The sequence below is a fragment of the Amycolatopsis panacis genome, from assembly GCF_003600245.1.
In the GTDB taxonomy this organism is placed as follows: domain Bacteria; phylum Actinomycetota; class Actinomycetes; order Mycobacteriales; family Pseudonocardiaceae; genus Amycolatopsis; species Amycolatopsis sulphurea.
Genome location: NZ_QZFV01000111.1, coordinates 15,516 through 38,578 on the forward strand (window position 1 = coordinate 15,516; position 23,063 = coordinate 38,578).

21 protein-coding genes are annotated in these 23,063 nt (G+C 71.2%); 18 read left to right on the plus strand and 3 right to left on the minus strand.

Features of this window, described 5'->3' with window-relative positions:
* Positions 1 to 248 precede the first annotated feature (248 nt).
* From mraZ to D5S19_RS24290, 13 genes are all read left to right on the plus strand, one after another.
* Positions 249 to 680 (plus strand): division/cell wall cluster transcriptional repressor MraZ, encoded by a 432-nt coding sequence (gene mraZ / locus D5S19_RS24230; RefSeq protein ID WP_098514245.1) that lies wholly within the window; start codon positions 249 to 251, stop codon positions 678 to 680.
* Positions 681 to 864: 184 nt separating this feature from the next.
* Positions 865 to 1,815 carry a 16S rRNA (cytosine(1402)-N(4))-methyltransferase RsmH gene (gene rsmH / locus D5S19_RS24235; protein ID WP_120025698.1) on the plus strand — a complete coding sequence of 317 codons (951 nt, stop codon included), beginning with the start codon at positions 865 to 867 and terminating at the stop codon, positions 1,813 to 1,815.
* Entirely contained in the window at positions 1,812 to 2,498 is a 687-nt protein-coding gene (locus tag D5S19_RS24240; protein ID WP_120025699.1) for a hypothetical protein, read from the plus strand. Before rsmH ends, D5S19_RS24240 begins: the two co-directional genes overlap by 4 nt.
* Positions 2,498 to 4,417: a peptidoglycan D,D-transpeptidase FtsI family protein gene (locus tag D5S19_RS24245; RefSeq protein ID WP_120025714.1), complete on the plus strand. Its 1,920-nt coding sequence runs from the start codon at positions 2,498 to 2,500 to the stop codon at positions 4,415 to 4,417. The genes D5S19_RS24240 and D5S19_RS24245 overlap by 1 nt, the downstream gene beginning before the upstream one ends.
* Before the next feature lie 264 nt (positions 4,418 to 4,681).
* Entirely contained in the window at positions 4,682 to 6,235 is a 1,554-nt protein-coding gene (locus D5S19_RS24250) for a UDP-N-acetylmuramoyl-L-alanyl-D-glutamate--2,6-diaminopimelate ligase (RefSeq protein WP_120025715.1), read from the plus strand.
* Positions 6,232 to 7,749 carry a UDP-N-acetylmuramoyl-tripeptide--D-alanyl-D-alanine ligase gene (locus tag D5S19_RS24255; protein ID WP_120025700.1) on the plus strand — a complete coding sequence of 506 codons (1,518 nt, stop codon included), beginning with the start codon at positions 6,232 to 6,234 and terminating at the stop codon, positions 7,747 to 7,749. Before D5S19_RS24250 ends, D5S19_RS24255 begins: the two co-directional genes overlap by 4 nt.
* Entirely contained in the window at positions 7,746 to 8,828 is a 1,083-nt protein-coding gene (mraY, locus tag D5S19_RS24260; protein WP_120025701.1) for a phospho-N-acetylmuramoyl-pentapeptide-transferase, read from the plus strand. The genes D5S19_RS24255 and mraY overlap by 4 nt, the downstream gene beginning before the upstream one ends.
* 113 nt (positions 8,829 to 8,941) lie before the next feature.
* On the plus strand, positions 8,942 to 10,336 hold the full coding sequence (murD, locus tag D5S19_RS24265; RefSeq protein ID WP_120025702.1) for a UDP-N-acetylmuramoyl-L-alanine--D-glutamate ligase: 1,395 nt from the start codon (positions 8,942 to 8,944) through the stop codon (positions 10,334 to 10,336).
* Entirely contained in the window at positions 10,323 to 11,780 is a 1,458-nt protein-coding gene (gene ftsW / locus D5S19_RS24270) for a putative lipid II flippase FtsW (protein WP_120025716.1), read from the plus strand. Before murD ends, ftsW begins: the two co-directional genes overlap by 14 nt.
* A complete protein-coding gene (gene murG / locus D5S19_RS24275; RefSeq protein WP_120025703.1) occupies positions 11,777 to 12,898 on the plus strand; it encodes an undecaprenyldiphospho-muramoylpentapeptide beta-N-acetylglucosaminyltransferase in 1,122 nt (373 codons plus the stop codon). The genes ftsW and murG overlap by 4 nt, the downstream gene beginning before the upstream one ends.
* Complete coding sequence (murC, locus tag D5S19_RS24280) at positions 12,891 to 14,318, plus strand: UDP-N-acetylmuramate--L-alanine ligase (RefSeq protein ID WP_267901146.1); 1,428 nt, start codon at positions 12,891 to 12,893, stop codon at positions 14,316 to 14,318. Before murG ends, murC begins: the two co-directional genes overlap by 8 nt.
* Positions 14,315 to 15,196 carry a cell division protein FtsQ/DivIB gene (locus D5S19_RS24285; protein ID WP_120025704.1) on the plus strand — a complete coding sequence of 294 codons (882 nt, stop codon included), beginning with the start codon at positions 14,315 to 14,317 and terminating at the stop codon, positions 15,194 to 15,196. The genes murC and D5S19_RS24285 overlap by 4 nt, the downstream gene beginning before the upstream one ends.
* 233 nt (positions 15,197 to 15,429) lie before the next feature.
* Positions 15,430 to 16,179 carry an NAD(P)H-binding protein gene (locus D5S19_RS24290; protein ID WP_233574125.1) on the plus strand — a complete coding sequence of 250 codons (750 nt, stop codon included), beginning with the start codon at positions 15,430 to 15,432 and terminating at the stop codon, positions 16,177 to 16,179.
* Positions 16,180 to 16,316: 137 nt separating this feature from the next.
* Here the strand turns inward: D5S19_RS24290 and D5S19_RS24295 are convergent, their stop codons facing one another.
* Positions 16,317 to 16,751: an OsmC family peroxiredoxin gene (locus D5S19_RS24295; RefSeq protein ID WP_120025705.1), complete on the minus strand. Its 435-nt coding sequence runs from the start codon at positions 16,749 to 16,751 to the stop codon at positions 16,317 to 16,319.
* Between the two features lie 134 nt (positions 16,752 to 16,885).
* Between D5S19_RS24295 and D5S19_RS24300 the strand changes: the two genes are divergently transcribed.
* Positions 16,886 to 17,404: a DinB family protein gene (locus tag D5S19_RS24300; RefSeq protein ID WP_407641788.1), complete on the plus strand. Its 519-nt coding sequence runs from the start codon at positions 16,886 to 16,888 to the stop codon at positions 17,402 to 17,404.
* On the opposite strand, the gene D5S19_RS24305 is transcribed toward D5S19_RS24300, so the two are convergent.
* On the minus strand, positions 17,391 to 18,125 hold the full coding sequence (locus tag D5S19_RS24305; RefSeq protein ID WP_120025718.1) for a DUF1295 domain-containing protein: 735 nt from the start codon (positions 18,123 to 18,125) through the stop codon (positions 17,391 to 17,393). The genes D5S19_RS24300 and D5S19_RS24305 overlap by 14 nt on opposite strands.
* A 50-nt stretch (positions 18,126 to 18,175) precedes the next feature.
* A complete protein-coding gene (locus D5S19_RS24310) occupies positions 18,176 to 19,438 on the minus strand; it encodes an SAM-dependent methyltransferase (RefSeq protein WP_120025706.1) in 1,263 nt (420 codons plus the stop codon).
* Positions 19,439 to 19,534: 96 nt separating this feature from the next.
* Between D5S19_RS24310 and D5S19_RS24315 the strand changes: the two genes are divergently transcribed.
* Genes D5S19_RS24315 through D5S19_RS24330 form a run of 4 tightly spaced genes read left to right on the plus strand, consistent with a single transcriptional unit; the run spans position 19,535 to position 22,887 of the window.
* Positions 19,535 to 20,800: an NAD(P)/FAD-dependent oxidoreductase gene (locus D5S19_RS24315; RefSeq protein WP_120025707.1), complete on the plus strand. Its 1,266-nt coding sequence runs from the start codon at positions 19,535 to 19,537 to the stop codon at positions 20,798 to 20,800.
* Positions 20,794 to 21,528 (plus strand): DUF1365 domain-containing protein, encoded by a 735-nt coding sequence (locus D5S19_RS24320; RefSeq protein WP_120025708.1) that lies wholly within the window; start codon positions 20,794 to 20,796, stop codon positions 21,526 to 21,528. Before D5S19_RS24315 ends, D5S19_RS24320 begins: the two co-directional genes overlap by 7 nt.
* Positions 21,521 to 22,126, plus strand: a complete 606-nt coding sequence (gene sigK, locus D5S19_RS24325) for an ECF RNA polymerase sigma factor SigK (protein WP_120025709.1) — start codon at positions 21,521 to 21,523, stop codon at positions 22,124 to 22,126. The genes D5S19_RS24320 and sigK overlap by 8 nt, the downstream gene beginning before the upstream one ends.
* Positions 22,123 to 22,887: an anti-sigma factor gene (locus D5S19_RS24330; RefSeq protein ID WP_120025710.1), complete on the plus strand. Its 765-nt coding sequence runs from the start codon at positions 22,123 to 22,125 to the stop codon at positions 22,885 to 22,887. Before sigK ends, D5S19_RS24330 begins: the two co-directional genes overlap by 4 nt.
* The last annotated feature ends 176 nt before the right edge of the window (positions 22,888 to 23,063 follow it).

Below are 23,063 nucleotides of genomic sequence, written 5' to 3' on the forward strand. Positions count from 1 at the left end.
TTTCAGGGGCCACGGGGTTGCCCGGGACCCCGGCTCGGGGGATCTTGCGCACGGTCCCCCCACCCGCGCCCCACCTGGACCCACCTTGCTGACCTGCGTAAACGGCGAACTCGACCGGGTGGCGGTGGCGCGGAACGCGTTGACTGTGGTGAAAAGTGGGGTACGGTGGTGCGCAGTGGGGCAGAAGGGAGCCCCGGCTCCGGAATCGGCTGGTTCGCCAGGCGGGCCCGGTAGGGAGGTGGAGGCCGGTGTTCCTCGGCACCCACACCCCGAAACTGGACGACAAGGGGCGGCTCACGCTGCCTGCGAAGTTCCGGGATGCCTTGGCCGGCGGGCTGATGATCACCAAGGGGCAGGACCACTGCCTCTTCGTCTTCCCCCGTGCCGAGTTCGAGCAGATGGCCAGGAAGGTCGCCGAAGCCCCGTTCACCAACGAGGCGGTACGTGCCTACCAGCGCTACCTGTTCGCCGGGACCGACGAGCAACGCCCGGATGGGCAAGGACGTATCGCGATCGCGTCCGAGCTGCGCAGGTACGCCGGGCTGAACAAGGAATGCGTGGTGATCGGGGCGATCACCCGGCTGGAAATCTGGGATGCCCAGGCGTGGCAGGGCTACCTGGACGAACACGAGGACAGCTACGCACAGGCTCGAGAGGAAGTCCTACCGGGCGTCTTCTAGGAAGGCACGACCTGCGTCGTCGGGGGACGCGGGTACGCCGCCCTCGCGGATGCCGTGAGGCCTCTGTCCGCTCTTTGGCCCTGGCGCACCTTCCCCGGTGCCAGGTCAGCAAGCGGGCGGGCAGGGACCTGACGGCATCCGCCGTATCTTCCCTCGGCGCACCGCACGAAAGGGGGGAAGGGCCATGGCAGCCGAGCACGTGCCGGTACTGCTCACTCGCATCGTCGACCTCTTCACCCCCGCGCTCGCCGAACGCGACGCGGTACTGGTGGACGCGACAGTCGGGCTCGGCGGGCATTCCGATGCCCTCCTCGAAGCCTTTCCGCGATTACGGCTGATCGGTCTCGACCGTGATCCCGCCGCGCTCGAACGGTCCGCCGAGCGGCTCGCGCGGCACGGGGACCGGGTCGACCTCGTGCACACTGTCTACGATGGACTCCCGGAGGCGCTCGCCGGGCTCGGACTGTCCACGGTGGACGGCATCCTGTTCGACCTCGGTGTCTCCTCGATGCAACTGGACCGCGCGGAACGCGGCTTCGCCTACGCGCAGGACGCTCCGCTGGACATGCGGATGGACCCGACCACCGGCTTCACCGCGGCGGACGTGCTCAACACCTACCCGCCGGGCGAGCTGGTCCGGATCCTGCGCGACTACGGCGAAGAGCGGTTCGCGCAGCGGATCGTGAAGGCCGTGCTCACCGCGCGCGAGGCCGAGCCGTTCACGCGCAGCGGGCGGCTGGTGGAGCTGCTCTACGCGGCGGTGCCGGCGGCGAGCAGGCGCACCGGCGGGCATCCGGCCAAGCGCACCTTCCAGGCGTTGCGGATCGAAGTCAACGGCGAGCTGGAGGTGCTGCGGCGGGCGCTGCCCGCGGCGCTGGGCGCGCTCGCCATGGACGGCCGCATCGTCGTCGAGTCCTATCAGTCCCTTGAGGACCGGCTGGTCAAGCAGGCGCTGGCCGGGCTGGCGAAATCCCGTACCCCGGAAGGGCTTCCGGTCGAGCTGCCCGGGCATGGCCCGGAACTGCGGCTGCTGACCAGGGGAGCCGAGAAGGCGGGCGAAGGCGAGATCGAGCACAACCCGCGTGCCGCCTCGGTGCGGCTGCGGGCAGCACAACGGATCGGAGAGCCGCGATGACCGCACCTGCGAAGTCCCGCCGTCCCGGCGTGGCGAACCGGCGGCGCGCCCAGGCGGAAACCACGGTCGAACCGGAACCACAGACCACGACCGCCCAGCCGGTACCGGCGCAGCGTCGCGCGCCGCGCGGGCGCACCACCGCCGCGGAGCGGGCGTACGCACGCCGCGCGCAGCGTGCCGACCTGCTGCGTCAGCGTGCGCCGAAGAAGCCGGTGGCCGAGCCGGAAACGGTCGAGACCAAGCGGTTCCGGCTCAAGCTGAGCTGGCCGCGCTCGCGTGCCACCTTCGTGCTGGTCACGATGGGGCTGCTAGCCGCCGGGGTGGCCGTCACGCTGTGGCTGACCACGCAGGCGATCGCCGACTCCTACCGGCTGGAACAGCTGCGCACCACCAACTCCGGGCTCGCCGAGTCGAAGGACCGGCTCGAACGCGAGGTCGCCAAGGCCCAGTCGCCGGCCTCGCTGGCGCCCGCGGCCAAGCAGCTGGGCATGGTGCCCGCGGGTGACCCGGCACGGATCGTGGTCGGCCCGGACGGCAAGACCCGGATCGTCGGCGACCCGCAGAAGGCGCAGGGGCAGACCCCGGACGAGGCCGCCCCGCCCGCCGCGCCCGCGGCAGGCGCGCCGGAGGGCGGCATCGAGGGCGATCTGGCCGGCACCCCGGCCGGCACCGGGGGGCAGTGATGGCGGCAGGCGGGCAGCGCCGGACCCAGGCGGCGGGCAGCGCGCGGCGTACCTACGCCGCGGGCACCCGCCGCGCGGTGGCGAAGCGGGGCAACGGCGGGCAGCGCAGCCGGTTCTCCGCGGTGCGCATCCTGCTGGTCGCGCTGATGGTCGTGGCCGGCGTGAAACTGGTGCAGGTGCAGTGGTTCGAGGCACCGAGCCTGTCCGCCGCCGCGGAGCGGCAGCGCACGTTGACCATCGACATCCCCGCGCAGCGAGGGTCCATTGTGGACCGCGACGGCAACAAGCTCGCGTTCAGCGTGGAGACCCGCACGCTGTCGGTGAACCTCAAGGCCCTGCACAAGTCGATGGACGACTACGCGAAGAAGAACCCGCAGAAGGGCAGGAACTTCGAGACCGAGGTGACCGGCGCCGCCCGGTACATCGCCGCGAAGCTGCCGAACCTGACCACCGAGCCGGAACAGCTCGCCCTGCTGCACAAGCCGCAGTCGTTCACCTACCTGGTCCACGACGTGGAACCGTCGGTGGCCGCGGACATCGTGAAGAAGTATCCGTGGATCTCGGTGGAGAAACGCGCGAAGCGGGAGTACCCGGGCGACACCCTCGCCTCGAACATCGTCGGGCTGGCCAACTGGCGGATGGACGACCCGGAAGTGTCCAAGCACAACCTGCACGGCGTGATCGGGCTGGAGAAGACCCGCGACGGCGCCCTGGCCGGCACACCCGGCCGGGAGATCGTGAACACCCAGAACGGCAACGACAACCTGTACCTGCCCGGCACCGAGCACGTGCTGCAGTCCGCCGTGGCCGGCTCCGATCTGGAGCTGACCCTGGACTCCGACGTGCAGTACGAGCTGCAGCGGCAGCTGAGCGACTACGTCGCGCAGTCGAACGCCAAGGGCGGCCAGGCGGTGATCATGGACGCCAAGACCGGCGAGGTCTACGGTCTCGCCGACGCGAAGACGTTCAACCCCAACGATCCGGCCACCCTGCAGGACGAGCTGCTCAACGACCGTCCGGTGACCACACCGTACGAACCCGGTTCGGTGAACAAGGTGGTCACCGCGACCGCGGCGATCGACAGCGGGATCGCCTCGCCCACCTCGACCCTGCAGGTGCCCGGCTCGATCAAGATCGCCGACCGGACGGTGCACGACGCGTGGGTGCACGGTACGCAGACCTTCACCACCACCGGCGTGTTCGCCAAGTCCTCCAACGTCGGCACGCTGGAGCTGGCCCAGCAGATCGGCCCGGACCGGTACCTGGACACGCTGAAGAAGTTCGGCATCGGGCAGAAGACCGGGATCGGCCTGCCCGGCGAGAGCGCGGGTTTCGTGCCGCCGCGCAACCAGTGGTCCGCCTCCACCTTCGGCAACCTGCCGATCGGGCAGGGGCTTTCCATGACCGTGCTGCAGATGGCCGGGATGTACCAGGCGATCGCGAACGACGGGCTGCGCGTGCCGCCGCGGATCGTGAAGGCGGAGAAGAAGCCGGACGGCACCGTGGTTCCGGAACCGGCGCCCAAGCCCGAGCAGGTGGTCAGCCCGCAGACCGCGAAGACGGTGCGGGACATGCTGCGCGCGGTGATGCAGAACGCCAAGAGTCCCAACGCGGGCACCGCGCCCTCGGCCGCGCTGGAGGGGTACCAGATCTCCGGCAAGACCGGTACCGGTCAGCAGATCGACCCGCGGACCAAGGCCTACAGCCAGAGCCTGGCCAACATCACCTTCGCCGGCATCCTGCCCGCCGACCAGCCGCGGTTCGTGGTCGGCATCCGGCTGGACGCGCCGGACACCACGTTGCCCGCCGGGCATTCGGCCGGGCCGCTGTTCCACTCGATCGCCTCGTACCTGGCGCAGCGCTACCAGATTCCGGTGTCCGGCGCCGCTTCCCCGGTCGTTCCGCTGGTCCTGCCGTGAAGGTTCCCTTCACGGACGCTGAGTCCGTGAAGGGAACCTTCACGGCTTTCCGCGCGGCGAATGTCCACATGGGCTGGTGGGCGCGGGAAATGCTTTGTGCCACAACAGTGAGTGCCGGTCGCATAGCACACCGCCGGGACCGGAGTGCGTTCGCCGGACCGGCTTGGGGCGCCCCGAAACGGTCTCGGTAACCTCTCCGGCGTGTCCGTGTCCTCGTCCCAGCCCCCCAACGGGCCGGCCGCCGCTTCGCTGCCGGAGAGCCCGGTGAAGGCCGCCGCCGCGCCGCCGCGCCCGGCCCGGATCGAACCGATCGGTCTCGCCACGCTGCTCGCCCGCGCCGGTGCGCGGCTGATCGCCGACCGGCCGGAGGCCGCCGAGCTCACCGTCACCGGCAGCACGCTGCGTGCTCAGCACGTCCTGCCCGGTGACCTGTTCGCCGCCCTGCCCGGCGCCCGCGCGCACGGCGCCGACTTCAGCGACCAGGCGATCGCGGCCGGCGCCGCGGCAGTACTGACCGATCCCGCCGGCGCCGAGCGGCCCGTGCTGCGCGACGCGGGGGTGCCGATCCTGGTGCACCCGGACCCGCGCGACGCGCTCGGCGAGATCGCCGCCTGGATCTACGGCGAGCCCTCCCTGCAGCTGTCCGTGCTCGGCGTCACCGGGACGTCGGGCAAGACCACCACCTCCTACCTGGTCGACGCCGGGCTGCGCGCGGCCGGTCTGAGGACCGGGCTGATCGGCACCATCGAGACCCGGATCGCCGGCGAGCGGCTGGTCAGCGGGTTCACCACGCCGGAGGCGCCGGACCTGCAGGCGCTGTTCGCGGTGATGCTGGAACAGGGCGTCACGCACGTGCCGATGGAGGTCTCCAGCCACGCGCTGGCGCTCGGGCGGGTCAACGGCACCCGGTTCGCGGTCGGCGCGTTCACCAACCTTTCCCAGGACCACCTCGATTTCCACCATGACATGGAGGAGTACTTTGCGGCCAAGGCGAAGCTCTTCGACGGGCGCTCCACCACCGAGGTCGTGGTCGTGGACAGCGCGTGGGGCCAGGCGCTGCTGACCCCGCAGACGGTGACCGTGTCGATCGAGCCGGGCGCCGCCGCGCCGGAGGCGGACTGGCGGGCCGCGGACATCGCGGCGACCCCGGCCGGGGAGCAGACTTTCACCCTGCACGGACCGGGCGGTCTCGTCCGCGCCGCGAAGATCCCGTTGCCCGGAGCGTTCAACGTGGCCAACGCGGTGCTCGCGGCGGCCGTGCTGGACAGCGCCGGGGTCGGCGCCGACGACATCGTGGCCGGGCTGGCCGCGGTCGAGGTGCCCGGCCGGATGGAGCGGGTCTACCTGGGCCAGGACTTCACCGCGGTGGTCGACTACGCGCACAAGCCCGCCGCGGTCGCGCAGGGCCTGGACGCGCTGCGCGCCCGCACCGAAGGCCGGATCATCACCGTGCTCGGCTGCGGCGGCGACCGCGACACCGCGAAGCGGCCGATGATGGGCGAGGCCGCGGTCCGCCGCAGCGACCTGCTGATCGTGACCGACGACAACCCGCGGTCGGAGGACCCGGCCGCGATCCGCGCCGCGATGCTCGCCGGCGCCCGCGGCGTCGGCCCGGCCCAGGGCGGCGAGGTGCGGGAGATCGGCGACCGGCGCGCGGCGATCGCGCAGGCGGTCGAGCTTGCGGCGCCGGGCGACATCGTCTTCGTCGCCGGCAAGGGCCACGAGACCGGCCAGGAGGCGCACGGGGTCGTGCATCCCTTCTCCGACCGCGACGAACTCGAGGCCGCCATCCGCAAGCGTCTCGAGGTGACCCCGTGATCGAGCTGAGCCTGGCCGAGATCGCCGGCATCGTCGGTGGCAGGCTGCACCGCACCGATGGTTCCCCCGTGGTCACCGGCAGCGTCGAATTCGACACCCGCCAAGTGGGTCCCGGCGGGCTGTTCCTGGCCCTGCCCGGCGAACGCGTGGACGGGCACGACTTCGCCGCGCAGGCGATCGAGTCCGGCGCGGCCGGCGTGCTCGCCGCGCGCGAGGTGGACGCCCCGGCCGTGCTGGTGCCGCCGCTGCCCCCGGGACAGGCACACGAAGGTTCCGTGGCGCTGACCGGCGACACCGACGGATCCGGCGCGGCGGTGCTGGCCGCGCTGGCGAAGCTGGCGCGGCACGTGGTCGACGTGCTGGCCACCGGCGGGCTGACCGTCGTCGGGGTCACCGGCTCCTCCGGCAAGACTTCGACCAAGGACGTCATCGCCCAACTGCTGGAGCCGATGGGCCCGACCGTGGCGCCGCCCGGATCGTTCAACAGCGAGCTGGGCCACCCGTGGACCGCGCTGCGCGCCGGCCGGGACACGAAGTACCTCGTGGTGGAGATGTCCGCCCGCGGGGTCGGGCACATTGCCGAGGCCGCCACCGTCACCCCGCCGCGGATCGGCGCGGTGCTGAACGTGGGCAGCGCGCACGTCAGCGAGTTCGGCTCGCGCGAGGCCATCGCGCAGGCCAAGGGCGAGCTGGTGGAGGCGCTGCCGGCCGACGGGCTCGCGGTGCTCAATGTGGACGATCCGCTGGTGGCCGCGATGGCGAGCCGGACCCGCGCCCGGGTGGCCGGGGTGGGGGAGAGCCCCTCGGCGCTGATCCGGGCCGAGGACATCACCCTCGACGAGCAGGCCCGCCCGTCGTTCCGGCTGGTCACCCCGTACGGCGAGGCGCCGGTCACGCTGCCGCTCTACGGCGAGCACCACGTGGGCAACGCGCTGTCTGCCGCCGCGATCGCCCTCGAACTCGGCGCGACGCCGGCGGAAATCGCGCAGCGGCTGACCGGCCTGCAGAGCCGCTCCGGCAAGCGCATGGAGGTCACCACCCGCCCGGACGGCGTCACTGTGCTCAACGACGCCTACAACGCCAACCCCGAATCGGTCCGTGCCGGGCTCAAGGCACTCGCCTCGATGAGCAAGTCCGCGGGCCGGCGGGCCTGGGCCGTGCTCGGCGCGATGGGGGAGCTGGGCGAAAGCTCGGTGACCGCGCACGACGAGATCGGCCGGCTGGTGGTACGGCTCAACATCGACCGGCTCGTGGTGGTCGGCCCGGAGGCCGCGCCGATGCACCAGGGCGCCTCCCAGGAAGGCTCCTGGGGCGAGGAATCGGTACTGGTACCCGATGCCGGGGCCGCCGCCGCACTCCTGCATGATCAGGTCCGTCCCGGGGATGTGGTGCTGGTCAAGGCGTCCCATTACGTCCGGCTGTGGCAGGTGGCCGAAGCGCTGCTCGCCGCGCCCGGGACTTCCCCTTCCCAACCCTCGAATTCCTCCGAACCCTCGAACGGTGGTCACGCGTGATCAACATCCTGATCGCGGCCGGGGCAGGTCTGCTCGTCTCCATCCTGCTCACGCCGTACCTGATCCGGGTCTTCTCCCGGCAGGGCTTCGGCCAGGAGATCCGCGAAGAAGGCCCGCAGGGCCACAAGTCCAAGCGGGGCACCCCGACCATGGGCGGGGTCGCGATCATCCTCGCCACCCTGGTCGGATACTTCGTCGCGCACCTGATCACCTGGCTCGGCAATTCGCGGTCCGCGGCGCCCTCGGCGTCCGGGCTGCTGGTGCTGCTGCTCGCGGTGGGCCTGGGCCTGGTCGGGTTCCTCGACGACTTCATCAAGATCCGCAAGCAGCGCAACCTCGGCCTGAACAAGACCGCCAAGCTGGTCGGCCAGCTGGTGATCACCGTGCTGTTCGCGGTGCTGTCGCTGCAGTTCGCCGACGAGCACGGGCTCACCCCCGCCTCGCAGAGCCTGTCCTACGTGCGGGACCTGGCGCTGATCACCTTCCCGTCCATCGTGTTCGTGATCTTCTGCTACGTGGTGATCTCCGGCTGGTCGAACGCGGTGAACTTCACCGACGGCCTGGACGGGCTGGCCGCCGGCGCCTCCTCCATGGTGCTGGCCACCTACGTGGTCATCTCCTTCTGGCAGGCCCGGCTCTCCTGCTCGGAACAGCCGCTGCCGGCCTGTTACGACGTGCGCGACCCGCTGGATCTCGCGGTGGTCGCGGCCGCGGCCACCGGTGCCTGTGTCGGGTTCCTGTGGTGGAACGCGGCCCCGGCGAAGATCTTCATGGGCGACACCGGCTCTCTGGCCCTCGGCGGCCTGGTCGCCGGGCTGTCCATGACCACCCGCACCGAGCTGCTGGCGATCGTGATCGGCGGCCTGTTCATGGTCGAGATGATCTCGGTGGTCACCCAGATCGCGGTGTTCCGCACGACCCGGCGCAGGCTGTTCCGGATGGCCCCGTTCCATCATCATTTCGAACTCGCCGGGTGGGCGGAAACCACGGTGATCATCCGGTTCTGGCTGCTGTCGGCGATCTGCTGCATGTTCGGGCTCGGCCTCTTCTACAGCGAGCAGCTCGGAATCGGAACCTAGGCGCGAAGTCCGTGAAGGGACCCTTCACGGACTCAGAGGCTGTGAAGGTTCCCTTCACAGCCATCCCCCGGGGGTGGGGGACTGGTGACGGCGGTAGAGGAGAAGACGGTCGGATGGATGTGACTGATCGCCCGGTGCTCGTCGCGGGCGCCGGGGTCACCGGGAAGGCCGTGGTACCGGCCCTGGTCGAGCTGGGTGCGCGTGTCACGGCGACCGACGGCAACGCCGAGCGGCTGGGCGAGCTGGCCGGGCTCGGCGCCGAGCTGGTGCCCGGCCTGACCGAGCCGCCGGAGGGCACCGTGCTCGTGGTGGCCAGTCCCGGCTGGCGGCCGGACGCGCCGCTGCTGGTCGCGGCCCGCGCGGCGGGCATCGAGGTGATCGGGGACATCGAGCTGGCCTGGCGGATCGGCCGGCTGCGCGAGCACCCGCCGGCCTGGCTGGCGGTCACGGGGACGAACGGCAAGACCACCACCGTCGGCATGCTGGAGTCGATCCTGCGGGCCGCCGGGGCGGACGCGAAGGCTTGCGGGAACGTCGGCTACCCGGTGGTGGACGCGGTACGCGCCGGGCACACGGTGCTCGCCGTCGAGGTGTCCAGCGCTCAGCTGTACTGGTGGTCGACCGTCGCCGCGGACGCGTCGGTGGTGCTGAACCTGGCTGAGGACCACCTCGACTGGCACGGGTCGATGGCGGCGTACGCCGCGGCGAAGGGCGGGGCACACCATCGCTCGCGCACCGTCGTGCACAACGCGGACGACGAGTGGTCCACCCGGATCGCGGGGGAGCACGCGCCGCCGGTCGCTCGCCGCGTCGGCTTCCGGCTGGACACCCCGGGGCCCGGTGAGCTGGGGCTGGTCGAGGATCTGCTGGTGGACCGGGCATTCGTCGCAGACCCGGCGAACGCGGAAGAGCTGGCCTCGCTCGACGACGTGCGCCCGGCCGGGCCGCACAACGTCGCCAACGCGCTCGCCGCCGCCGCGCTCGCCCGCGCGCACGGGGTGCCGCCGTCCGCGGTCCGGGACGGGCTGCGGACGTTCCGCCCGGCCCCGCACCGGGCCGAGGAGGTCGCCGAGATCGGCGGTGTCCGTTATGTGGACAACTCCAAGGCGACCAACCCGCACGCCGCGGCCGGCTCGCTGCTCGCGCACAAGAGCGTGGTGTGGATCGCCGGTGGACAGCTCAAGGGCGCCGCGGTGGACGAGCTGGTGATCGCGATCGCCGATCGGCTGCGCGGCGCGGTGCTGCTGGGCGTGGATTCACCCGTGATCGAAGCCGCTCTCGCGCGACACGCGCCGGATGTCCCGCTGAACCGCCTGCCCCCGGGTCACGATGAACCCATGACTGCGGCGGTGAATGCGGCCAGCGCACTGGCTCGTCCGGGGGACGTGGTGCTGCTCGCGCCCGCCGCCGCCTCATTGGACATGTTCCCGGACTACGGCGCGCGCGGCGACGCGTTCGCCGCGGCGGTCCGGAACCTGGCCGGTGGTGCGGCGGATGACGCTGGTTGAGGAGGAGCAGGGCGGCGCCCGGCCGCGGCGGCGGCAGCGCAAGGAAAGCCCGTTCGTCGCGCTGCGCACCGCGCTGACCGCCTGGCTGTCGCGGCCGCTGGCCTCGTTCCACCTGGTGCTCGCGCTGACCGGGGTGCTCACCGTGATCGGCATCGTGATGGTGCTCTCCGCCTCGTCGGTGTCCTCCTACGATCCGAAGACCGGCAGCGGGGTGTACTCGCTGTTCTTCCGGCAGCTGATGTTCCTCGGGCTGGGCGCGGTCGTGTTCTGGATCGGGCTGCGGCTCCGGCTGGAGCGGATCCGCCGCATGTCGGCCACCATGGTGGTGATCTGCCTCGGCCTGCTGATGCTGGTGCTGACCCCGCTCGGGTCCACGGTGAACGGCTCGCAGGGCTGGTTCAAGCTCGGCGTGTTCACCTTCCAGCCGGTCGAGGCGGCGAAGGTGGCGCTGGCCTTCTGGGGCGCGCACATCCTGGTGATCAAGTACAACGTGATCCACCAGTGGCGGCATCTGCTGGTCCCGGTGGTGCCGGTCGCGCTGGTGATGTTCGCGCTGGTGATGATGCAGCCGGACCTGGGCGGCACGATCACGCTCGCGGTGGTGCTGTTCGCCCTGCTCTGGTTCGCCGGCGCGCCGAAGCGGCTGTTCGGCGTGGTCGCGGCCGGTGGCCTGGCCGGGGTGCTGGTGCTGGCGATCATCGCGCCGTACCGGCTGCAGCGGGTGATGTCGTTTCTCTCGCCGGACGCGGACACCACCGCCGAGGGGTTCCAGGCCAACCAGGCCAAGCTCGCGCTCGCCGACGGCGGGCTGTTCGGCAAGGGGCTGGGCCAGGGCGCGTCCAACTGGGGCTACCTGCCCAACGTGCAGAACGACTTCATCTTCGCGCTGATCGGCGAGGAGCTGGGGCTGGTCGGCTGCGCCGCGGTCCTGGCGCTGTTCGCCGGGGTGGCCGTGGTGGGCCTGCGCATCGCCACCCGCAACATCGACCCGTGGATCCGGATCGTGGCCGGCACGCTGACGGTGTTCCTGGTCGCGCAGGCCGCGATCAACATCGGCTACGTGGTGGGGCTGCTGCCGGTCACCGGGGTGACGCTGCCCCTGATCTCCTCCGGCGGCACCTCACTGGTGATCACCATGGCCATCATGGGCGTGCTGGCGAACGCCGCGCGGCACGAACCGGAGGCGGTGGCCGCACTGCGTTCGCACGGTCCGGGTAAATTCGGACGCCTGCTGCGGTTGCCCGCACCGGATCCGTACCGCCCGCCCGCGCCCCGCAAGGGCACGGCCCGCGGCGGTGCCGGGGCGAAGGCGGCCCGGCCGGCGCCGCGCGCGGCCCGGTCCGCACCGGCACCCGAACGCCGCCGGTCGGCCCGGCAGCAGACGGCGCGCACGACAGCGAACCGCGGTGCCCGGGGCACCGCGAACCGGAGAGGTCATTGGTGAGCAAGCCCGTCAAGGGATCCGAGCGGTCCGCTACCGGCCGGGCACCGGTGGTGGTGGTCGCCGGTGGTGGTACCGCAGGACACATCGAGCCCGCGCTCGCATTGGCCGACGCCGTGCGGCGGCTGCGCCCGGACGCGGAAGTGGTGGCGCTGGGCACCGAGCGCGGCCTGGAGACCAAGCTGGTGCCCGAGCGCGGGTACCGGCTGGAGCTGATCCCGCCGGTGCCGATGCCCCGCAAGCCGTCGGCGGAGCTGCTGCGGCTGCCGCTGAAGGTGCGTGACTCGGTCCGCCGCACGCGTGCCGTGCTGGACCGCGTGCAGGCCGACGTGGTGGTCGGTTTCGGCGGGTATGTCGCGCTGCCGGCGTATCTGGCCGCCCGTGGCCGCACGCCGATCGTGGTGCACGAGGCGAACAAGTCGGCCGGGCTGGCGAACAAGGTCGGCGCCCGGTTCGCCGCGCGGGTGGCCGTCGCGGTGCCGGGCACGCCGTTGCCGAAGGCCGAGGTGGTCGGCATCCCGCTGCGCCGGTCCATCACCACGCTCGACCGGCAGGCGTTGCGGGCGGAAGCGCGCAAGCATTTCGACCTCGACCCGGACGCGCAGACGCTGCTGGTGTTCGGCGGTTCGCAGGGCGCCCAGTCGATCAACACCGCGGTCTCCGGCGCGGCGAAGGAACTCGCGGACGCCGGCGTCGGCGTGCTGCACGCGCATGGCCCCTCGAAAACCTTGGTGGTGCAGGAGTTTCCCGGCCCGGCGTACGTGCCGGTGCCCTATCTCGAACGGATGGACCTGGCCTACGCCGCGGCGGACGCGGTGGTCTGCCGGTCCGGGGCGATGACCGTGGCCGAGGTGTCCTCGGTCGGGCTGCCCGCGGTGTTCGTCCCGCTGCCACACGGCAACGGGGAGCAGGCGAGCAACGCGCAGCCGGCGGTGGACGCCGGGGCCGCGCTGCTGGTGCCGGACGCCGAGCTGACCGCGCAGAAGGTCGCGGAGCTGGTGGTGCCGCTGGTCGCGGACCCGGAGCGGGTGGCGCGGATGAGTTCGGCCGCGGTCGGGCTGGGACATCGCGAGGCCGACGAGGCGCTCGCCCGGATCGTGCTGGAGGCTGCACGTGGCTGACTCGACCCCTGGTGCGGCTTCGGCCGTGCTGCTGGAGCGCGCGCACCTGATCGGGATCGGCGGGGCAGGGATGTCCGGGATCGCCCGGATCCTGCTCGCCCGCGGCGCGTTCGTGTCCGGTTCGGACGCTAAGGAGTCGCGCGCTCTGCTTTCGCTGCGTGCGCAGGGCGCCACGCTGTTCGCCGGACAGCGCGGGGAGAACTTCGACGAGCTGGCCGAACCCCCGTCGGCGGTGGTGGTGTCCACCGCGATCAAGGAGACCAATCCGGAGCTGGCCGCGGCCCGCGCGCGTGGCATCCCGGTGCTGCATCGCGCGCAGGCGCTGGCCGGGCTGATGGCCGGGCACCGGGTCGCCTGCATCGCGGGCACCCACGGCAAGACCTCGACCACCTCGATGCTCACGGTGGCGTTGCAGCATTGCCGGCTGGATCCGTCGTTCGCCATCGGCGGTGACCTCAACGAGTCCGGGGCCAACGCGCATCACGGCGAAGGCGGCGTCTTCGTCGCCGAGGCGGACGAGAGCGATGGATCGTTCCTCACCTACGCGCCGTCGGTGGCCGTGGTGACGAATGTGGAGCCCGATCACCTGGACCACCACGGCACGGCTGAGGCCTATGTACAGGTGTTCAGCGACTTCGTCGGACGGCTGGAGCCGGGCGGGCTGCTCATCGTGTGCGCCGACGACCCGGGTGCGAATCGGCTGGGCGACGAGGCCGCGGCGGCCGGGGTGCGAGTGCGCCGGTACGGCCGGGAGGCGATCGGCGAGGGCGACGCGCGCGTGCTCTCGTACTCGCCCGCGCCGGACGGTGGCGTCGTGCGGATCGCGGTGGACGGTGTCGAACACGGGCTGCGGGTAGCGGTGCCGGGGGAGCACATGGCGCTGAACGCGGTCGCCGCGTTGCTCGCCGGGCTCGAACTCGGCGCCCCGGTCGAAGGCATGGCCGAGGGGCTGGCCGCGTTCGGCGGGGTACGCCGCCGCTTTGAGTTCAAGGGCCGCGCGGGCGACGTACGCGTCTACGACGACTACGCGCACCACCCGACAGAGGTGGCTGCGCAGCTGCAGGCCGTACGCATGGCAGCCGGCCGTGGCCGGGTCGTCGTGGTCTTCCAGCCGCACTTGTACTCGCGTACGCAGACCTTCGCGGTCGAGTTCGCCGAAGCACTGTCGCTGGCCGACGAGGTCATTGTGCTCGACGTCTTCGGCGCGCGCGAGGAGCCGGTGCCCGGGGTCACCGGCGCGCTGATCGCGGAGAAGGTGCGGGTGCCGGTGCACTACCAGCCCGCCTTCGACGTCGCCGCCGGACTGACCGCGGATGTGGCCCGGCCGGGCGACCTCGTGGTGACCATGGGCGCCGGCGACGTGACGCAGCTGGGTCCGGAGATCCTGGCCGAGCTGGACCGGCGGACCGCGGACGTATGACCGGGACCCGGCAGCGTCGTCGCTCCTCCTCGGCCGGGCAGGCGGAGGAGGAGCGCGCTGCCCTGGCGCGCGAGCGGCGCGGCCGGCGTTCCGAGGAGGACCGCCGCAGGACGCGGTCGAGCAAGTCCACGGGCAGTGCGAAAGGTGGTGCGAAAAGCCGGAAGGCGCGCAAGTCGGCCCTGCGGTCGCGGCCGACCCGGGGTAAGGAGATCCGCCGTCGCTGGGTGGCGCTGCTGTTCGTGGTGACCTTGCTGGGGCTGGGTTACCTGCTGTTCTTCAGCTCTGTGCTGGCGGTGAAGTCGGTGTCGGTGTTCGGCGCGAAAACCGTGCCCGCGGAGCAGATCCGCACCGCCGCCGCGGTCCCTCCGGGCGAGCCGATGCTGCGCGCGGACGTGGACGCGATCCGCGACAAGGTGGCGGAGCTGCCCGGGATCGCCACCGTGGACGTCTCCCGGTCGTGGCCGACCACGCTGGAGATCACGGTGACCGAGCGGACCGCGATCGCGTTCTTCGACAGCGGTCCGGGCGGCGACGGCGTCCACCTGGTGGACGGCGGCGGTGTCGTGTTCAAGACGGTGAAGACGCGTCCGGCCGGGCTGCCGGAGCTGAAGCTGCCGAAGGTGTCGGTGACCGATCCGGTGACCCGCGCGGTCACCGCCGTGCTCGGCGTGATCCCGGAGACCATGCTCAAGCAGGTCACCACGGCCACCGCGAAGACCCCGGCGAGCGTCGAATTCACCCTGTCCACCGGAAAGACCGTGCGCTGGGGCGACTCGGAGGACACCGAGCGCAAGGCGAAGGTGCTCGCCGCCCTGCTCACCCAGCCGGGCAAGGTCTACGACGTCTCCTCGCCCGAACTCCCCACCGTCACCTCCTAGCTGCCCCGCTCCGTTCTGCGGAAAGCTGTGAAGGGTCCCTTCACGGACTCAGAGTCCGTGAAGGGACCCTTCACAGCCTTTTCACGAGCGCTGGCGAGTGGCTTCCGTATGCTGTACGGTTGAATATCCGTACGGGATACGAGATGGGTGGGGTATGACGATCCTGGTGACCGGGGCGACTGGCAACGTGGGTCGGCTCGTGGTGGACGAGCTGGTGGCGCGGGGGGGTGGCGGTGCGCGCGTTGACGGTGGATCCGGAGCGGGCGGCGCTGCCGTCCGGGGTGGAGGTGGCGGTCGGGTCGATCGCCCGGCCGGGCACGGTGCCACTCGACGGTGTCGAGGCGGTGTATCTCGCGCCGTACGCGCGGACGGCGTCGCGGGTCTGTGAGCTGATCCGAGAATCCGGGGTACGGCGTGTGGTCGCGTTGTCCGGCAGCAGTGTCGGGGACGAGCACGAGGGTTCGAGCGGGCACGAGTTCGCCGCTGTTGAGCGAGCTGTCGACGCGGCTGGGCTCGCGCGCACTTTCCTGCGTCCCGGCGCCTTCATGGGCAACACGTTCGGCTGGGCGGAGGCGGTGCGCGAGCGCGGCGAAGTGCGTTCGGCATACCCGGAAGCCGTTCAGACGTCGATCGATCTGGGTGATATCGCCGCGGTCGCAGCGCACACGCTGACCACCGAAGGGCACGAGGGTCGCACGTATGTCCTCAGTGGACCGGAGGGGCTCACGATGCGGCAGAAGGCCGAGGCGATCGGTGTAGCGCTGGGCAGGAAGCTGTCCTTCGTCGAACTCACCCCGGACGAGCAGGTGGCGGAATGGAGGGCGCAGGGCATCCCGGCGACGATCGCGGGCTGGCTGCTCGAAGGGTATGCGCAGGTCGCGGCGCAGCCGGAGGTGCCGACCGGGGTGGTGGAACGGCTGCTCGGGCGGCCCGGGGTCGGCTATCGCGAGTGGGCGAAGGCGAACGCCGCGGCGTTCGGCTGAGCCGGCGTGTGCGTCCGGCGGTCCACCAGACCCGGCGTTGCACGCCGAAAAGATCCATAGTGGACAGTCATTTTCGGTGCCCGGCCGTGCTTCCGGGCGGCCGCGGAGGGCACGACAGCCCTCCGCGGCGGGGCCGGTCAGGCGAGGGCCGCGTCCAGCGTGATCCGGGTGCCGGCGAGTGCCTTGGACACCGGGCAGGTCTTCTCCGCGGTCGCCGCGAGTTCGGCGAACTGCTCGGCGCTCACGCCGTCGAGCTTGGCGCGCAGGGTGATCGCGATCCCGGTGATCGCGAAGCCGCCGGCGGGGTCGGCGCCGAGCGTGGCTTCGGCGGAGACGTCGATGTACTCCGCCTCCAGCTGCTGGGAGCCCAGTACGCCGGACAGGTTCATGGCCAGGCAGGACGAGTGCGCGGCGGCGATCAGCTCCTCCGGGCTGGTCTGCCCGTCCGGGTTGCCGGAGCGGGTCGGGAACGACACGTCGAACGTGCCCGCCTTCGACGAGTCGAAAGCGACCGCGCCCTTGCCCTCCTGCAGTCCGCCGGTCCAGTGGGTGGTCGCGTTGCGGCTCGGCATGAATGCCTCCTGGGTGATCGGAAGTGGATACCATGAAGATAGCGCACAATTACATTGTGCACAAGTTATCTGCCGCGACGGTTCGCCCGGAAACCGGCTGCCCGCGGCGTGTCGCTCCGGGCAGAATCCGTGCCATGCCGATCATCGCGAACCCGCCGCAGCGCCCCGAACCGCCGATGGCGGGGGACGAGCGCACCCAGCTCACCGGCTTCCTCGACTTCCAGCGGGCGAGCGTGCTGTGGAAGTGTTCCGGGCTCACCGACGAGCGGGCCCGCCGCGTCCACCTGCCCAGCGAGCTGACGACCGTGGCGGGCTTGCTCGGCCACCTCACACTGGTCGAGGACTACTGGTTCGGCATTGTGCTGGACGGGCGGCCGGATCGCTGGGCCGAAGTGCTGGAACGCGACCGCGACGCCGAGTTCCGTCGCGCGCTGGAAACCCCGATCGAGCAGCTGACCGCCGAGTATCAGGCCGAAACCGAACGGAGCCGGGCGGTGGTCGCCGCCCGGTCGTTCGACGACACCGTGCTCTTCAAGGGTGAACAGGATCTCACCGTGCGCTGGGTGGTCGCGCACATGATCGAAGAGACCGCTCGTCACGCCGGCCATCTCGACCTGCTGCGCGAACTCACCGACGGGCTTACCGGGGAGTGAGCCGTTTCGGTGGCAGCGGCACGAAACCGCTGGTGCGCTCGATGTATTCGGCGTACCGCGGCCGGTTCTTGCGCAGGCTCGCCTCCAGCATCGGTTTCCCGGTGCCGCGCACGAGCAGGAAGGTCATCACGAGCGGGGAGAGCACGGTCGCCGCGCCCGGCCACCAGGAACAGGCCAGCAGGTAGAAGCCCCACCACACGCAGGCGTCGCCGAAGTAGTTCGGGTGCCGGGTGTAGCGCCAGAGCCCGGTGTCGAGCACCAGGCCGCGGTTTGCCGGGTCGGCGCGGAATCGGCGCAGCTGCTCGTCGCCTGCCGTTTCGAAGGTGAACCCGATCAGCCACACCAGCACGCCCAGCCAGGCCGTGACGCCGAATCCGGTGCCGTACATGGCGAATTGTACCGGCAGCGAGACGAACCAGAGCACCACCCCCTGCATCAGGTACACCCGCACGTACATTCGCACGGCCAGCCGTGGCCCGGCCCGTTCGGCCATCCGCACGTATCGCGGGTCCTCCGGCCTCCCGTGGTTGCGCAGGTGCAGGTGGATCGCCAGGCGGAGACCCCACACCACGGTCAGCGCGGCGACCACCAGCCGCAGCGGCCACGGCGCGGACCCGAACGGCAGCGACACGACCGCGATCAAGGGGAAACCCAAGCCCCAGAACGTGTCCACGGTGTCGTAGCGGCCACGCCACCGGGCGACGCCGAAAGTCGCGGTCATCGCGACCAGGGTGACGCCCGCCGTCAGCGCGGTCAGCGCACCGAGTCCGATCACATCCACTCCCTCGTCAGTGGCATCCCGTTCTCGCCGTCCGCGTCGGCGCGGACGGCGAGTATCTGGTCCACGCCCATCCGGTTCTCCTCGAACGCGAGCGCGCCGCCGACCAGGTAGAGCCGCCACACCCGCGCGCCCGCTTCACCGATCAGCGCGACCGCCTCGTCCCAGTGTTCCTCCAGCGTGTCCGCCCAGGCGCGCACTGTGGGCACGTAGTGCTCACGAAGCGCGTGTACGTCGCGAATCTCGAATCCGGCCCGCTCTAGATGACCCAGTGTCCGGCTCAGCGGGCGCATCGTCATGTCTGGCGCGATGTAGCGCTCGATGAAAGCGCCGCCGCCGGGCGCGACCGCGCCACGGGACATCTGCTGTAGCAGTAGCCGGCCGGTGGGCTTGAGCATGCGGAAGAGCGTGTCCGTGTAGGCCGGGTAGTTCTCCTCGCCCACGTGCTCGCCCATCTCGATCGAGGCGACTGCGTCGAAGGGTTCCCCGGCCAGTTCGCGGTAGTCCTGCCGGCGTACTTCCACCCGGTCGTCCAGATCGTGCTGCGCCAGTCGCGCCTTGACGTGCTGGACCTGCTCGGCGGAAATGGTCACGCCGACGGCTTGTACCCCGTGGTGCTTGGCCGCGTGCACCAGCAGCGAGCCCCAGCCGCAGCCGACGTCCAGCAGCCGCATTCCGGGCCGCAGGCCGAGTTTCGCGCAGATCATCTCCAGCTTGTCGTGCTGCGCCTGTGCCAGCCCGGTGGACTCGGTGGTCCAGTAGCCCGACGAGTAGGCCATCGATTCGTCCATCAGCAGCTGATAGAAGGCGTTCGACAGGTCGTAATGGTGCGAGATGGCGGACTTGTCGCGGAGGACGCTGTGCAGCCTCCCGGTCAGCCGGGCCTCCTCGGCGGGTGGTTTCGGTGGCAGCCCGAGCACACCCAGCCGGACCGCGAGGCGGGCCGCTTCGGCCCGGTCACCGGCGGAAAGCCGGGCACGGCGCAGCTCGCCGGACCGGGCCAGCGACCAGACCCGCCGGAACCCCTCGGCGAGATCGCCTTCGACATCGAGGTCCCCGGACACGTACGCGCGGGCGAGGCCGAGTTCGCCCGGCGCGTAGAGCAGCCAGCGCAGCGCGCGGCGGTTGCGCAGCACCACGGTGGGACCTGCCGGACCGGCGCGACCGCCGTCCCACGTGCGGAGGGCGACCGGCAGCGGAGCGCCGAGCAGACGTTCGACGAAGGAAGCCAGACGGGCGGCGATGGTGTTCGGCATACTGGTGCTTCGGTGCCGTCCGCTTCGCGGATGGGTCTCGGTGGAAAAAGTCCGTAGCGGACCAATCCGCCCCGGGACCTGCCCCGAATCCCCGTCGTGCACCAGACCACGGGACAACGCATCGCTGTCATCGGCAGCGGGGTCGCCGGCCTCACCGCCGCCTACCTGCTGCAGCGCCGCCACGAAGTGCTGCTGTTCGAGGCCGACCACCGCCTCGGCGGGCACGCCCACACGCACGACGTGCCGAGTACGCATGGCGGGACGGTCGGCGTCGACTCCGGTTTCATCGTCCACAATGAACGCACTTACCCGACGCTGATCCGCCTGTTCTGCGAACTCGGCGTACAGACTCGCGACACCGAGATGTCGATGAGCATCCGTTGCGACGGTTGTGGCCTGCAGTACGCCGGGGCACGAGGGTTGCGCGGCCTGTTCGCACAGCCGAAGAACTTCGCTTCCTCGCGCTACCTGCAGATGCTGGCCGAGGTCAAGCGGTTCCACCGGCGCGCGGCGCGGCTGCTGGACCATGCGGAAGCCGGTGACGTACAGCTCGGCGCTTTCCTCGCCATCGGTGGGTTCTCGCGCTACTTCGTCGACCACTTCGTCCTGCCGCTGGTGTCGACGGTGTGGTCGGCCGACCACACCGACACGATGAAGTACCCGGCGCGGTACTTGTTCGAGTTCCTTCGCAACCACGGCATGCTTTCGGTCAAGGGCTCCCCGACGTGGCGCACTGTGGTCGGCGGTTCGCGCGAGTACGTCGAGCGCGCGGCGAAGCAGTTGACGGCGGTTCATCTGTCCACTCCGGTCCGCTCGGTCCTGCGTGCGGCGCGAGGCGTCGAGGTACGCGACGACGCGGACATGCCGCACCGAGTGGACCGCGTCGTGATCGCTACGCACGCCGACCAGGCGTTGCGGCTGCTGGCCGATCCCACCCCCGCTGAGCAGAAACTCCTCGGTGCGTTTCGCTACTCCTGCAACGAGGCCCTGCTGCACACCGACGCCGCCGTACTGCCGACCGTGCCCGCCGCCCGGTCCGGCTGGAACTACCGGACCTCCGCCTGCGGGGCCGACACCGGCGCCGTTCAGGTGAGCTACGACCTCAACCAGCTGATGGGGTTGGACGAGGCAACCCGGTACGTAGTCACGCTCAACCCCGGCGCCGCGCCGTCCCAAGTGGTCGCCCGGATGTCCTACGAGCATCCGATCTACACCCCGGAATCCGTTGTCGCGCAACGACATCTTCCGGATCTGAACGACGGTGTGCTGGCCTACGCCGGGGCGTACCAGGGCTGGGGTTTCCACGAGGACGGCTGCTCCTCGGGTGCGCGGGCCGCCGCCAGCTTCGGGGTGGACTGGTGACCACCGCGCTCTACGACGCCACCGTCGCGCACGTGCGCCGGGCCGATCCGCCGTATTCCTTCGCGCACCGGATGTATGTGTGGCTGACCGACCTGGACGAGCTGCCCAGGCTGCCGCGGTGGCTGCGGCCGTTCGCCCGGTTCGACGGCCGGGACCACTTCGAACCCGGGGAACCGGGGGAGATCCGGGAGAAACTGGACCGGTGGCTGGCCACCCGGGGAGTGAACCTGGACGGCGGGCGGGTCGTCATGCTCGCCTCCGCACGGTCCTTGGGGTATGTCTTCAACCCGATCACCGTGTACTGGTGCCACACCCCTGACGGCGCCCTCGCCTGCGTCGTCGCCGAGGTGCACAACACCTACCGCGGCAGGCACGCGTACCTCGTGCGGCTGGACGAGCACTCCCGGGCCGAGGTGGACAAGGAGTTCTACGTGTCGCCGTTCCAGGACCTCTCCGGCGAGTACCGGATGCACCTGCCGCTGCCGGACGCGCTGCTGGCCCTCACCGTGGAGCTGCACCAGGGCGAGGAGACGCCGTTGGTCGCCACGCTGCGTGGCGTGCGCCGGCCGGCCGGGCTGAGGGGCCTCGTGCGCACGCTGCTCGGCAGACCACTGCAGCCGCAGCGAGTCTCCGCCCTGATCCGGCGGCACGGCGTCGCGCTCTGGCGGCGTAACGCCCCGATGACCGCCCGCACCGGCACCAACACCGCAGGAGTCCTCAATGGATGAAAGTGCCCGTCCGAGGCCGATCTCCGCGGTGCCGCCCGCGGAACCCTCCGCACCCACCGCCGAAGACCTGATGGGCCTGGTCGCGAAAGGGGACGAGCGGGCCTTCGAACAGCTCTACGACCAGCTTGCCGGTCCGGTGTACGGGCTGGTCCGGCGGATCGTGCGGGACACCGCGCAGTCCGAGGAAGTGGCCCAGGAGGTGCTCGTGGAGCTGTGGAAGACGGCCCCGCGCTACTCCGCGGACAAGGGCAGCGCGCTGAACTGGGCGATGACCCTGGCCCACCGCCGCGCGGTCGATCGGGTCCGCTCCGCGCGGGCGACCACCGAGCGCGAGCACAAGGCGACCTTCGAAGCCGCGCGCGGACGCCCTTTCGACGAGGTGGCCGAGTCGGTGGCGGCCCGGCTGGAACGCTCGCAGGTGCGCCGCTGCCTGCGCACGCTCACCGAACTGCAGCGGGAATCGGTCCTGCTGGCCTATTACCAGGGATACACCTACCGGCAGGTGGCCGACGTGCTGTCCACGCCGCAGGGCACGATCAAGACGAGGCTGCGCGACGGGCTCATCCGCCTGCGCGACTGCCTGGGGGTGACGGCATGACGACGCCGGAGATGCACATGCTGGCCGGGGCGTACGCGCTCGACGCGCTGGACGAGGTCGAACGCGCCCAGTTCCGCCGGCACCTGGCGCAGTGCGAGTCCTGCGCCCAGGAGGTACGGGAGCTGTCGGCGACCGCGGCCCGGCTCGGCGCTGCGATGGACGACGCACCGCCGCCCGAGCTGAAGCAGCAGGTGCTCGCCGAGATGCGGACCACCCGCCAGCTGCCACCACAGTCCCGGCCCGAACCGGGGGAGCGGCAACGGAACCCGCGTCGCCGTCCGATGATCATCACCGCCGCGGCCGCCGTCGTCGGCCTCGCCGCGGCCGGGGTGTTCGGCGGGATCGCCCTGCACACCCAGGACCGGCTGGACACCGCCCAGTCTCAGCTGAGCCAAGCCCGTGACCGGTACCGGCCGGTGGCGGAACTGCTGGCCGCGCCGGATCTGCGCACCGAGCACGTCGGCATGCCCGGCGGCGCGGGCGGCACGGTGCTCGCCTCGCGGCTGCTGGACCGGATGGTGTTCCAGGAGGCGCAGCTCCCGCCGGCGCCCGCGGGCAAGGTCTACCAAGCCTGGTTGATGGGTCCCACCCTGGCGCCGCGCCCGGCCGGGCTGCTGCCCGGCGGGCCGTCCGGCTCCCTGGTGGTGGCGGACGGGCTGTCCGGTGCCCAGCAGTTCGCGCTGAGCGTGGAACCGGCCGGGGGCTCGCCCACCGGCGCGCCGACCGGGAACGTCGTGCTGACCGCCGAAATGCCCGCCTGATCGATCGGTCGCGGGCGGAAGTGCTGTGAAGGGTCCCTTCACGGACTCAGATAGGGCTTTGTTATGGGGGTAGTTCTCGTTGACAGAGGGCGCAGGCCCCGGTCCAGCATGTGAGCAGGTTCTGCAGGAGCAGGGCGACCTGTCCGAGTGTCAGGCCGGGGCCGCGTTTTTTACTG